We start from the raw sequence: 13,713 nt of genomic DNA on the forward strand, positions 1-13,713 counted from the left end.
CTCTCTCTAATGTTGGGGGGCTACATCCAGAATGTACCGACAAGGGCGGTCACAATGATGTTGACGATGCCGATTGGAAGTAAGAATTTCCAACCGAATGCCATGAGCTGGTCGTAACGCGTTCGCGGTAAGCTGGCACGCATCCATACAAAGAAGAAAACTAACAGGAAGGTTTTCAATACAAACCATAAGACGCCAACAAGCGGATAGGCTTCAGCCCATGGTCCGTGCCATCCGCCGAGGTACAAGGTTGTTGCCATTGCACCGACGAGGATCACACCTAGGTATTCACCAAGGAAAAACATCGCAAAAGGCATACCGCCATATTCGGTATTAAAACCGGCATTAAGCTCGTTTTCGGCTTCAGGCATATCGAATGGCAAGCGGTGAGTTTCTGCAATACCTGCGATTAGGAATACAAGGAAGCCAACCGGTTGAAGGAGGATATACGGTGTCGTTTGTGCATCAACAATTTGCGTTAAGCTAAAGCTGCCAGCAAGCATAACCACACCCAACACCGCCATACCCATTGCTAATTCATAACTGATTAACTGAGCAATAGTACGAATTGCGCCAAGCATGGTGTATTTCGAGCTTGATGCCCATCCGCCTAAAAAGACTCCATAAGCGTGAATGGAGCTTAATCCCATCAAAAAGAGCAGACCGATGTTTAAGTCTGCTGCCCATGAGATATTTTTACCTATGGGCAGTAAGGCAAAGCTAACAAGAATCGATACCACGACAAGGATTGGTGCTAAAGCGTAGAGCTTTTTGTCGACAAACCCAGGCATGAAATATTCTTTTGTTAGCAGTTTTGCTGCATCACATAGTGCTTGGAATAACCCTAATGGACCTGCTCGGTTAGGGCCGTAACGGTCTTGCAACAGTGCTAGACAGCGGCGTTCAAACAGAACGGTATAGCCTGCAACTAAAATCAAACCAAAGATAGTGATAACCATACCGACCAGAATAAAAATCCAGTACTGCAATGAATCCATTAGGCTTCTCCCATCATGATGACCGATGCACTACCAATAATGTTTTTGATTTCCTCCTTTTTATCTGCATCAATAAAAAGCTCAGAGGTGCGCTCAAGACACAATGGTGAAGCAATATCAGCCTGAAGTAGGCGCATATCTGCTTGATTTAAAGCAACTGTGAGGTCAGCAACTTGAGAGGAAATCACCGCAGGGCGTACCAACTTCTGATCACCGCAAATAATCATTAATTGATCACCATTGCTAAGGTTTAGCGAGGCAGCCAGTTTGGGATTTATTGAAGCGGAAGATCCTGGCTTGAGAGAGCGGATTTCAGGCGCATGATCGGCAACATATCCTTCACCAAACCATTTACTCAGTGCAACTTGCGGCTGAGTACTTTGAATTGCAGGTGGATTTGTTTTCTGTTCAAGCGGTAATTCAGTGCACTTAAGCTTGTCTTTTTCTATGATGATCCCGTCATCACCAGCTTGAGGTAGCGTCGGTGCGAGCTCAGTTAACCATTGCTCGATTGTCTCAGGTGATTTCATTAAGGTTTCAATCATGCTATGAGCGTCAATCGTGGCTGTTTTTCTCGCGAAAGCCTTGCTAAAACGCTGTAGTCTACCTTCATAGTTAATCGTCATACCGTCCCTTTCTGGCCATGCTGCGAGTGGCAATAAGGTGTCGCTTAAGTGTGCTGTTTTGGTTAAGACTTTATCGATCACAATCAATTGGTCTAGCTTGTCATGCAGTGCATGCCAGTGTGGGTTATTGGTATTCAGCGGATCGCTGCCGACAACAACCAATGTCTTTATTTTGTCACTCTCTATTTGCGTCATCAGCTCAGCACATGAGTTTTCTTGTGCTGTTAATGCCGCATTAACAGAGCCGGCACTCGGTAAAGCAATCGCCATTTTGGCTGCAGGTGCAAGTGACTCTGTAATGGTATTAAGTAGAGAGATATCTGCAGTGTTAAGCAGTTCAGCCACACCAATAATGACAGGTTTTTCCGCCTGTTTTAGTGCATTGGCAACATCTTTAATCCAGAGATCTTCCACTGCACCATCATGAACAGCTGTGTTAATTTGTGTTAAACAGTCTTGCCATTGGCTTGGTGCTAACGCTTTAACATGGCCTCGCTGAAGTTTATTCAAGGCTGTGACGAGGTGAGAAGGTGTTGCATGTAATACATACACATCTTTTTTAGCCTTGATCACTTGGCGTACCGCAAGATCAAGCATAGGTGCATGTTCAGTGAGCTCTCCTACCACGAAAACCGCATCTGATTGCTCTATATCTGATATAGAAGGCGCATTGTGATTCGCTGCTACAGCGGTTTTCGTCAATGCTTCTTGTTGCGGTGAAATAAATGGTGAGAACGGCGCATTCATCTCTTTTGCAATAGCTTTGAGTGCCAAGTTAGTCGTGAGATCTTCTTCTACGGAACCTAAAATACCCACATGACCTTCAGCTCTAACAAGGGCTATTTTCAGTGCATCTAGAGGTGACGTTTTTACGACTTTGCCTTGCTCTGATACATATTTAGGTCTTGAATGCGACTCGGTGCCATGAGACCCATAACGACCACGATCACAGATGAAATAAGGATTTACTTTTGATTCTTCGTTGTTAGGTTGAACGCGTCGTAGGGTTCCTTCACGTCCACCGACTTCGATATTACAACCCACACTACAACCTGAGCAGATTGAAGGCGCTTTTTCTAACATCCATGTACGGCTGTATTTACGGCGGTAAACCTTATCGGTAAAAACGCCAGTTGGACATACGCTGACTAAATTGCCTGAGAATGGACTATCAAATGCACCATCTTCTGTGCGACGGAAAAGCACGTGATTGCTTGACCCCATTGCACCAAAATCATCACCAAGCGCATAGTCTTGATAAAAGCGTACGCAGCGATAACAGGTCACACAGCGGTTCATGGTTTGGTATACCAACGGACCTAGGAATTGATCCGGCATGGTACGTTTTTGTCCATCATAGCGGCGGTAAGCATGGCCGACACTGATGGTTGTGTCTTGAAGGTGACAGTCACCGCCTTCATCACAAACAGGGCAGTCATTGGGGTGGTTGGTCATGTAAAACTCAACCACGGCTTTTTGGATTTGTTTTGCTTTTGGCGATTTAAAACGAAATTGCTGGCCATCTTGTGCTGGAATGCTACACGTCATGACGGTACGCGGTTTTTCACCTTCTTTTTGTGGCACGGTTTCCATGGCACAAATACGACAAGAACCTGCGGCACCTAATGCTGGGTGGTAACAAAAATAAGGCGTATCGATCCCCGCTTTACGCGCAGCGTCTAACACGTTCTGTCCTGGCTCAAATTCGACAGCTTTGTCATCTATATAGATAGTTCCCATGATCAACATGCCTCCGCAGTTAGCTGGTGGTTGTGAGTACAGCGTTGCCCTTCAATATGGGATTCAAAAACATGTTTGAAGTGTTTTAATCCAGTCATGATTGGCATCAGCGCCCCCGGTGCAAGCGCACAGAAGGTGTTGGGATAGATGGTTTCACAGAGCTCATGAAGCAGATCCAGATCTTTGGAGGTCGCTTCTCCTGTTTCAAATTTTTTCAATACATGTACGACATACGGCAAGCCATCACGGCAAGGTGTGCAGTAGCCACATGATTCTCTTGCGAAAAATTCTGTCAGGTTGATCATGAAGTCTATTGGACAAATCGCATCGTCCATCACAATGATCCCGCCAGTACCTAAACGTGAACCAACAGTCGCTGGGCCGTCCCAATCGAGGGGAACGTCGAGATGTTCAGGGAGCATGAATTGCGTTGAGGCGCCACCTGGTAGAAAACCGACAAGCTCACGATCGTCAAGTAATCCGCCAGCGTGCTCGAAAATAAGCTCTCTAGCTGTAGTTCCTAATGGCAACTCAAAGAAGCCAGGCTTTTTGACCGGACCAGACACTTGGTAAATATGGCTTCCTGCGGCATCACCTTTACCTTGAGATTTGAACCACTCGGCACCTTTATGAACGATCCAAGGAATATGACAGATGGATTCCACATTGTTGACTATGGTTGGCTGTCCCCACAGACCTTTTACGATAGGGAAGGGCGGTTTAGAACGCGGGTTACCACGGTAGCCTTCAAGGGCATTGAGTAGGGCGGTTTCTTCACCACAGATATAGCGCCCAGCACTTAAGTGAACGTCAACATCAAGATCCCAGCCAGAGCCCATGACATTTTCACCCACAAGCCCAGCCGCTCGTGCTTCTTGTACCGCTTTCTCAAGACCTTTTGCCCCTTCGCGATATTCTCCACGAATGAAAACAAATGCTTTGTCTGCACCAAGTATGTAACTACTTGCGATAACACCTTCTAAAATAGTGTGCGGATCGCGATAAAGCACTTGTCTATCTTTAAACGAGCCCGGTTCTGATTCATCTAAATTCACCACCAAGTAAACGGGGTGACTGGCATCTTTTGCAAGGAAGCCCCATTTCACACCCGTTGGGAAACCACCACCACCACAGCCACGTAGACCAGATGCTTTTAGTTCTGCCAGTAAAGGCTCTCTTGGTTGACCAATAATAGAATTGAGGCTTTGGTAACCACCATTTTCACAGTACTCAGCAAAATTTAATGGTTTTGGGTGATGAAAGTTGCGTGAAAGTACTAAGTCCATTACATCACCTCCTCATTGGTTTTTGCTGGCGCATCTTGAGGAGTCAGCATCGAAATAATATTTTGGTAATCAGGCTTCTCTGATAGCTTGATCTCTTCTTCTGCTAATTCAGTTAAGATCATTCGCATGCGTTCAGGTGTTAGTTCACCTTCAACACGATCATCATTGATTAGAGCTGCGGGAGCGCGATCGCATAATCCAAGGCAAATACTCGGTAGAACGGTAACGCTGCCATCATTAGCGATCTCTCCTAATGCTTTACCTGTTGCATTTTCTGCCGCTTCTAGCACTTTTTTCGCACCTCGGGTATGGCAAGAAATGCTGTCACAAACACGCATGATATTGCGACCAACAGGACGTCGGCGCAAAAGCGTGTAAAACGTAATAAGTTCATCTAGCTGTGTTGTTGATAGGTCTGTAAGCTCACTGACAAGGTTGAGACTTGGTTTCGTGATATAGCCATATTTATCTTGCATAAAATAAAGACAATAGATGGCACCGGCTCTTTTTTCTGGGTAATGAGCAATATGCTCTTCCAGATGAGCTCTTTCTTGATCTGTTAACATGATTTCCTCACATTGCGGACTTTATTTATGACGAGCAACATTCGTGTTATTCGTCTAAACATCTACATGGGATGTTGTTTTTATTGTTTAGCGATCAATATCAGCGAGTACGTAATCGATAGACCCGATTAAACATATGATATTGCTCAATAAGTCGCCTTTAGAAACGGCTTTAACGGATTGGAAATGTGTAAATGAAGGTGTTCGGATTCGGACACGGTAAGGGCACCCAGTTCCATTACTGATGGTGTGGTAGCTTGTGACACCTTTAGCGGTTTCCGTTGCGTAAAAGGTTTCAGCAACCGGGAAGTTAAAGCCTCTGCCTGTATCAACAAAACTGTGGATCAGGGTTTCGATATCGCGTAATGCATTTTGCTTTCGCGGAAAACCAAAGTTAGGCGCATTGTCAGCAAGGATAGGACCTTCAGGCATACGTGCCGCCGCTTGTCGAATGATCTTCAAGCTCTCAACCACTTCCTGTACACGTAGAACCGTACGGGTATAGGCATCACCATCTTGGCCAACAGGAACGTCAAAGTCGTAATCTTCGTAACCCATATAAGGGAAATCTTTACGCATATCGAAGTTAATGCCTGTTGCACGCAAGTTTGGTCCTGTTAAGCCCCAATCAAGTGCCATTGACTGACTGTAAACCGCAATGTTTTGTGTCCGTACTTTGAAGATCATTGAGTGGGTCATTAACTTTTCAAGATCGGGGACAAGCTGTTCGATACCTTGGCAGGCATGTTCAACTTTTTCTTCCCAGCCATCAGGTAAATCTTGAGAAACACCACCAATTCTGAAGAACGCAGGGTGCATACGACCGCCACAGATCAACTCGATAACATCGAAGATTTTTTCACGCTCGGTGAAAGCATAAAAAGCTGGAGCCATACCCCCTAGGTTATGCGTGATACTTCCAAACCATACAAGATGGCTCGAAATTCGGAATAATTCGCATAACATAATCCGCATGGTCTTGGCACGTTCGGGAACTTCAATCCCAGTCATTGCTTCAAGCCCTAGTAAGTAGGGCAGTTCACCAGCTACGCCACCTAAGTAATCGATACGATCGGTATAAGGGATGTAGTTATGAAAAGTATGACGCTCGGCAATTTTCTCTGCCCCGCGATGGTGGAAGCCAATCTCTTGATCCAAGTCTTCAATGAACTCGCCTTTCATTTTAACTTTTAGGCGGATAACGCCATCGGTACCGGGGTGGTTAGGACCGATGTTTAGTACCATGCTGCCATCGTCTTGCTTACCTTGAATATCATAGGACTTCATAACATCATCAAAGTCAGGTCCTTCAAGATCGAAAGGTTCATCCATTAAGGTTGCACGACAAGGATAAGACTTACGCAGTGGGTGCCCTTTCCAAAAGTCAAAAGTTAAGATACGGCGTAGATCGGGGTGATCAGTGAATTTAATCCCGAACATGTCATAGACTTCACGCTCATACCAATTCGCGTTAGGCCAAAGTCCAACCACGGTAGGTACTTCAATGGTGTCATTAGCAATGTGTGTGCGAATGGAAATAAATGCCTTATTTTTCACACTCAGCAGGTAATAAAACACACTGAGTCCACCACCACGCTCACATTCATCAATTGCTGAAAGGTCGAACAGCATTTCAAATTGTGAAGAAGCCTCATTTTTTAGGAAGTGCAAGGTATTGATAAGGTGTTCTTTTTTTACCTCGAAACTTTCACAACCAATGATTTCGTGGTTTGGCGCTTTAGCACCGAAACGCTCAATGAGTATTTGACGATCGTTATTATTCATTATTCGACCCTCAAACCGAGTGGTTTACGGTTTTTACTAAGCACAGATACTGGGTTAGCTTGAACGTGCTCTTGAAGCATGATCAACCCCTCGAGTAGGGCGTCTGGACGAGGTGGGCAACCAGGGACATAGACGTCAACAGGAAGAATTTTATCGACGCCTTGTACAACACTGTAAATGTCATACATACCGCCAGAGTTTGAACAAGACCCCATTGAAATAACCCATTTAGGCTCAAGCATTTGATCATAAATATGCTTCATTAACGGTGCCATTTTCACAAAGCAGGTACCAGCTGTGATAAGTACATCGCTTTGGCGTGGCGAGCCACGAAGTACTTCAGAACCAAACCTTGCCATGTCATAGCGAGGCGTTGCTGCTGTCATCATTTCAACGAAACAGCAAGATGTCCCAAAGTTGTAAGGCCAGAGCGAATGCTTCCGGCTGTAGGAAATAAGATCATCAACTTTACCAACAATATTGGTAATGATGTTGTTGCCTTTTTCATTCGAGGAATTACCGACGTTAACGGTTTGAATTATATCGCTCATGACTCATACACTCCGATTTGAAAGACACCTTTACGTATCATGTAAATGAACCCTAAAAGTAAAATCACCAAAAAGGTGACGCCAGCAATGACACCCGGTATACCGAGTTGCCAATAGTCGACTCCCCATGCAAAAAGGATTGCGGCTTCTAATTCAAAAATTAGAAATGCAACAGCGATGAGGTAATAACTAATAGAGAAGTTATGCTTTGTCGTTCCAGAGGGTAAAAGTCCACACTCGAAAGGCTGTTCTTTATCAAAACGACGACCAAATCCACCTATAGACTTACTAATAAATAAAATGGAAGCGATCACCGCAAAGACGAGAAGGCTGAAGACACCGATCATGATTCCTGGGTTGAAATCACTCATTTGCACTCCTTGTCGAATTTGATGCATTAGCCATCAAGCACGCTTGATAAACCAAGGTGCTAACAGCGTGAGCTTACATCTCATTCGTACTTCAACATTACTTTCAAAAGAGCTTAATTTAATTGGTCGTTAAACTAGCCCTGTCGTTATTTTTATGCGTTGCATATTTAGTCATTATTTCTTATTGGTACATTGTTAAAAATAAACAAATAAATGCAACCAATTGAACCTAACAGTTACTTTCTGAACAAGTACTTAACAAAAAAATGCAAAACCTTTTCATTTTTGAAATGAAAAAAATCGATTTTAATTAATGATTTTTTTATAAAAACATTAAACTTAATATATTCATTGATTTATATTTGATTAAGTAAGAAATAAAGATTGTAGGGTTAATCCATTTCATTGAATATAAAACGTTGTTTGTTTGAAAATTAAAGGTATATATTGGATGAATGATTTGTTTTTTATATTGAATAAAAGTAAGAGTGATAAATATACCCATCGGTAATTGATATAAAAAACACTTAGAAATATTCCGTTTTTTTAAATGAAACGTGTAAATATATTTACTTAAATATGTGGTATAGATCTTAAAAAAAGCTTAGTGCAATTAATGGTGTTTCAACGTGAAAGATGAAATTATGCTTCTATCTTTATGTTTTTAAAGTGGATATTTTTTGTTTTTTCTTGGTGCAAATAAAGAAAGTAAACTTTTTCGAATTTTGAAAATATTAATCAGATATAGCCGAGTAAACATTAAAATAAGATGTAAAATAAAGTGAAAAAATAAATGTGAAATTTACTCTCATTCCCAATAAATTCAATGCTCAGAGAATAAAATAGAAATTTTTAGTAAGTATTGTCGTGTTAGTAAAAGGCTGTCGTTATTGACCTAAGACTTTATGAAATGCTAAAAAATATAGGAATTGCTAAAAATATATAAGTAAACGCTTCTGCTTAGTTACCTCTGCTACAGCATTATTAATATTACCACTATAAAACCACTTTTTTATTAATGTTAATTTTTTGAATTTTCACTTTGGATAGCATTGTCTGCTTTTATTTCTAATAAGAGCAGTTTGTAAAGTCGGTATTAATAACAGGAAGGATAACTATAAATGAATAATAATTTAGAACTAAAGCCTAAAAGGAAGATGGGCTTAGTATCGTTAACCATGACAGGTATTGGCTCGATAATTGGTTCAGGTTGGCTTTTTGGCGCCTATCACGCGGCAAAAATTGCAGGACCTGCCTCACTCGTCTCATGGGTGATAGGCGGTATAGCTGTATTGGTTGTCGCGTTAACTTATACCGAGGTCGCAACCTTGTTCCCTAAATCAGGTGGTCCTGTTCGATTTTTAGAGCTGACTCATGGTTCCATTGTCGGCTATATGGCGGCTTGGGCTACTTGGCTTTCAATTGTGACCGTTATTCCTATTGAAGCTGAAGCCTCGGTACAGTACATGCATTCTTGGCAATGGGAATGGGCTAAACCTATTACATCAACAATATTTAATGCTCAAACACAAAGTTTGTCGTTTTTTGGGTTACTTATTGCTGCGGGATTAATGCTGATTTACTTTCTGCTTAATTATTGGAGTGTCAGTTTATTTAGTAAATCTCAGACCAGTATTACGATCTTTAAAATAGCGATCCCAATTTTCAGTGTCGCTTCGATTGTCGCGGCAGGGTTTCATCCGCAAAACTTTACCGCTGTTAATCATTCTTTTGCGCCCTATGGATGGGCTGGATCATTAACTGCCGTAGCAACAGCAGGTATCGTCTTTGCTTATAATGGCTTTCAAAGCCCGATGCACTTTGCTGGAGAATCTAAAAATCCTGGTAAAGATTTACCAAGAGCAATCATTCTGACGCTTATCATCGCTGTATTTTTGTATTTAGGATTACAAGCCGCTTTCATTGGTGGTGTTGAACCATCGGAGCTTGCTGTAAAAGGTTGGAGTTTGGATTTCTCATCGCCATTTGCTCAATTAGCGATAGCTTTAAACCTTAACCTTGTTGTGATGCTGCTTTATGTTGATGCTTTTGTTTCTCCGTCTGGGACAGGTATTACTTATATGGGGACAACAACGCGGATGTTATTTGCGATGAGTGAGTATGGTCACTTACCAAAGTCGTGGTCAAAATTACACCCGAAATATCATATTCCACGTGCTGCATTGTGGGTGAATTTATTTGTCGGCTTTATTTTCTTATACCTATTCCGAGGCTGGGGACAATTAGCAGGGATTATTTCTGCGGCAACGGTTGTAACCTACATTGTAGGTCCGATGGCGGCGATGTCACTAAGAAAGCTTGCTCCAGATGCTGAACGTCCTGTTCGTTTAAAAGCGTTACAAATCATTGCACCATTAGGTTTTGCTATCTCATCTGAAGTACTTTATTGGTCTCGCTGGCCGTTGACGGGTAAAGTGATCTTTATCCTACTGCTAGGGTTTGTGATTTATGCTTACTTTCAAAATAAACGCGGTTGGAAAAATATTAAACAACACGTGAAGTCGAGTGCTTGGTTACTGGGTTACTTTGTCACTATGGTTATTCTTTCGTTTATTGGCAGTGATCAATTTGGTGGGATCAATATTATTCCATTTGGTTATGATATGGCAGTTGTTGCTGTAGTCAGTTTATTTTTCTTTTACTGGGGAGTTAATTCAGCTTGGTTAACACCAAAATTAGAGCATGAGTTAGCGCAATTGGAAGTGAAATCTGAGCCAGCAAAAGAGCTATTGGTTAAGCACTCTATCTGATATTGCTGCGATAGCCCTCTATATTTAGACAGGTTATGAATATGCTAAAAATAAAGGGGTAGAACCTTAATCTCTTGTAGTGTCCATGATACATTTAAAAAATAACTATTTTCATTTGAGGTTGTCATGGACGCGTTATCACTGTTACTCAATCGTCGCTCTATTCCTAAACTTGTTGAACCTGCACCTGAAGGTGAAGCATTGGATAATATCTTTCGAGCGGGTCTGCGTGCCCCCGATCACGGTGGTTTAATGCCATGGCGTTTTATTGTCTCTCAAGGTGATGGATTACAACGTCTTGCTGATATTTTAGTTTCAGCAGCTAAAGCTGATGATCTCGAAGAGTTTGTGATTGAAAAAGCATCTAAGGCTCCATTTCGTGCGCCAATGGTAATTACGGTTGTCAGTAAGGTAACAGAAGGGCATAAAGTCCCTGTGATTGAGCAACATTTATCAGCAGGATGTGCGGTACAAGCGATGCAGATGGCGGCGGTAGCACAAGGCTTTTCTGGATTTTGGCGCACGGGGTCATGGGCTTATCATCCCGTTGTACGTGAAGCATTAGGTGTAGAAGGTGAAGATATGATCGTTGGCTTTTTATATTTAGGTTCGGCTAATTGTCGTGAAGCTAAACTGCATGAGCGTGACTTAAACCAGTTCGTTGAATACCTTTAACGATTAAACATTTCAAAACTACTTTTTAAAGAGGTGATACCTATTCGGTGATGAATACCGTGAGAGGTATCACCTTTTTTAGCTCGGATTGATTGTTTTTAACGCTATTTTTGATTTATATCAATGGAAAAATAGCGTGATATTCGCTCTAAAGATGACAGGTGTTAGGGGCAGGAGTAGAATCCTTGGCTCTTTCCCTTTTTTGGAGCGTGTCATGGAAAATGTTCGCCTAACTCAATACAGTCACGGTGCCGGATGTGGTTGTAAAATTTCTCCCCAAGTTCTCGACACCATTTTACGCACCCAGTTAGCCCCATTCTCAGATCCTAACCTTTTGGTGGGTAATGAAAGTAAAGATGATGCTGCCGTTTATGATTTAGGTAATGACACATCAGTGATAAGTACTACCGACTTCTTCATGCCAATCGTTGATGACCCATTTGATTTCGGTCGTATTGCCGCAACGAACGCGATCAGCGATGTGTACGCGATGGGGGGTAAGCCTATTATGGCTATTGCTATTTTAGGTTGGCCTGTCAATATCTTAGCCCCTGAAATTGCTCAACAAGTTATTGAAGGCGGTCGCTCTGTATGCCGCGAAGCTGGGATCTCACTTGCTGGCGGTCACTCTATTGATGCCCCTGAGCCAATTTTTGGTCTTGCTGTTACAGGTATTGTTGATACTGCTCGTGTGAAGCGTAATAACAGTGCTGAAGCAGGCTGTAAGCTGTATATCACTAAGCCATTGGGTATTGGTGTATTAACAACAGCAGAAAAGAAATCTAAGTTGGCTGATGAGCACCAAGGATTAGCACGCGATTGGATGTGCAAATTAAATAAACCGGGCGCAGATTTTGCTGACGTTGCGGGTGTTAAAGCACTTACTGATGTTACTGGTTTTGGCTTAATGGGTCACTTAACAGAGATCTGTGAAGGCAGCAATTTAAAAGCAAAGTTGTGGTTTGATAAAGTGCCCACATTGCCTGGCGTGTATGAGTACATTGAGCAAGGTTGTGTACCAGGTGGTACTGAGCGTAACTTTATGAGTTATGGCGACAAACTTGGTGAAATGACCGATCAGCAAAAAGCAGTATTATGTGATCCACAAACATCGGGTGGCTTATTATTAGCAGCAACACCTGATTGTGAAGCTGAATTAATTGAAATTGCGAAAAAATACGACATTTTGCTGGAAGCGATTGGCGAGTTAGAGCCGATGGATGGCGATACCTTAATCGAGGTTTGCTAATGCAACGTCCCAATTGCGAAGATTTTCGTAGTCTGTTTGTTAATGATACACCGTTAATGGATATGCGTGCGCCGGTTGAGTTTACTCAAGGCGCATTTCCTACTTCTGTTAGTCGTCCTTTAATGACGGATGATGAACGTGCAGCAGTAGGTACATGTTATAAAAATAAAGGCCAACAAGAAGCCATTAAACTGGGTCATGAATTAGTCCATGGCGAAGTAAAAGCACAGCGTGTTGCCCAGTGGAAAGCGTTTTGTGAAGCGAATCCTAGCGGGTATTTATATTGTTTTCGTGGTGGCCTACGCTCTCAAATTACCCAACAGTGGCTTAAAGAAGCGGGGATTGACTTTCCATTTATTACTGGTGGTTATAAAGCGCTTCGCCGCTTTTTAATCGATACCATTGATGAAATCGCGCAAAAGCCAACTGCGATTGTGGCTGGCAATACGGGTAATGGTAAAACCATTATGGTCAATGAGCTTACCAACGGTATTGATCTTGAAGGTGCAGCCCATCACCGTGGTTCATCATTTGGTCGGTTTGTCACACCACAGCGTACTCAAATCGCATTTGAAAATGATTTAGCTGTTCAAATGTTGAAAAAACAGGCGCGCGACGTCGAGCGTTTTATCTATGAAGATGAAGGTAAGAGTATTGGCTGCGTGATGGTGCCATTATCGCTTCAAGCTACGATGAAACAAGCACCCATCGCCGTTATTGAAGATCCAATAGATGTGCGCTTAGGTCGTTTATTAGATGATTATGTGATTACCATGCAACGTGATTATGTTGCCCATTATGGTGAAGAGCAAGGCTGGATCTTGTTTGAAGAATACCTTGAAAAAGGCATGTTTAATATTCGTAAACGTTTAGGTTTAGAGCGTCATCAAGAAATACTCGATGCTCAGAAACATGCGATTAAAGTGATGCAATCAACGGGATCTGTGTCAGATCATGATGGCTGGTTAGTGCCTTTACTTGAACAATATTATGATCCAATGTACACCTATCAGTTAAGTAAAAAGGCGGAACGTATTGTTTTTCGTGGTGATTATCAAGCAGTAAAAGCGTGGTTTGAAGCGCAATAATGATGTG

At 42.4% G+C, this 13,713-nt stretch carries 11 protein-coding genes; 4 read left to right on the top strand and 7 right to left on the bottom strand.

The features are described 5' to 3' along the window. Positions 1–20 precede the first annotated feature (20 nt). The 7 genes from nuoH to BTO08_RS02560 form a co-directional block, all read right to left on the bottom strand. Positions 21–998, bottom strand: coding sequence for an NADH-quinone oxidoreductase subunit NuoH (gene nuoH / locus BTO08_RS02530; protein ID WP_045062688.1), 978 nt, complete (start codon positions 996–998; stop codon positions 21–23). Continuing rightward, positions 998–3,364: an NADH-quinone oxidoreductase subunit NuoG gene (gene nuoG, locus BTO08_RS02535; RefSeq protein ID WP_105059763.1), complete on the bottom strand. Its 2,367-nt coding sequence runs from the start codon at positions 3,362–3,364 to the stop codon at positions 998–1,000. The genes nuoH and nuoG overlap by 1 nt, the downstream gene beginning before the upstream one ends. Positions 3,365–3,366: 2 nt before the next feature. Beyond that, positions 3,367–4,650 carry an NADH-quinone oxidoreductase subunit NuoF gene (gene nuoF / locus BTO08_RS02540; protein WP_005368939.1) on the bottom strand — a complete coding sequence of 428 codons (1,284 nt, stop codon included), beginning with the start codon at positions 4,648–4,650 and terminating at the stop codon, positions 3,367–3,369. Then, complete coding sequence (gene nuoE, locus BTO08_RS02545; protein WP_105059764.1) at positions 4,650–5,216, bottom strand: NADH-quinone oxidoreductase subunit NuoE; 567 nt, start codon at positions 5,214–5,216, stop codon at positions 4,650–4,652. Before nuoE ends, nuoF begins: the two co-directional genes overlap by 1 nt. A gap of 87 nt (positions 5,217–5,303) precedes the next feature. Continuing rightward, on the bottom strand, positions 5,304–7,001 hold the full coding sequence (gene nuoD, locus BTO08_RS02550) for an NADH dehydrogenase (quinone) subunit D (protein WP_105059765.1): 1,698 nt from the start codon (positions 6,999–7,001) through the stop codon (positions 5,304–5,306). Further along, entirely contained in the window at positions 7,001–7,552 is a 552-nt protein-coding gene (locus tag BTO08_RS02555) for an NADH-quinone oxidoreductase subunit B (RefSeq protein WP_105059766.1), read from the bottom strand. Before BTO08_RS02555 ends, nuoD begins: the two co-directional genes overlap by 1 nt. Further along, positions 7,549–7,923, bottom strand: a complete 375-nt coding sequence (locus BTO08_RS02560) for an NADH-quinone oxidoreductase subunit A (RefSeq protein WP_006646494.1) — start codon at positions 7,921–7,923, stop codon at positions 7,549–7,551. The genes BTO08_RS02555 and BTO08_RS02560 overlap by 4 nt, the downstream gene beginning before the upstream one ends. A gap of 1,121 nt (positions 7,924–9,044) precedes the next feature. Here BTO08_RS02560 and BTO08_RS02565 point away from each other — a divergent pair. The 4 genes from BTO08_RS02565 (at position 9,045) to mnmH (ending at position 13,706) form a co-directional block, all read left to right on the top strand. Further along, complete coding sequence (locus BTO08_RS02565; RefSeq protein ID WP_105059767.1) at positions 9,045–10,694, top strand: APC family permease; 1,650 nt, start codon at positions 9,045–9,047, stop codon at positions 10,692–10,694. A gap of 126 nt (positions 10,695–10,820) precedes the next feature. Beyond that, positions 10,821–11,369, top strand: a complete 549-nt coding sequence (locus BTO08_RS02570; RefSeq protein ID WP_105059768.1) for an NAD(P)H nitroreductase — start codon at positions 10,821–10,823, stop codon at positions 11,367–11,369. 214 nt (positions 11,370–11,583) lie between these two features. Continuing rightward, positions 11,584–12,618, top strand: coding sequence for a selenide, water dikinase SelD (gene selD / locus BTO08_RS02575; RefSeq protein ID WP_105059769.1), 1,035 nt, complete (start codon positions 11,584–11,586; stop codon positions 12,616–12,618). Then, complete coding sequence (gene mnmH, locus BTO08_RS02580; protein WP_105059770.1) at positions 12,618–13,706, top strand: tRNA 2-selenouridine(34) synthase MnmH; 1,089 nt, start codon at positions 12,618–12,620, stop codon at positions 13,704–13,706. Before selD ends, mnmH begins: the two co-directional genes overlap by 1 nt. The last annotated feature ends 7 nt before the right edge of the window (positions 13,707–13,713 follow it).

Source organism: Photobacterium angustum (assembly GCF_002954615.1).
GTDB lineage: Bacteria > Pseudomonadota > Gammaproteobacteria > Enterobacterales > Vibrionaceae > Photobacterium > Photobacterium angustum_A.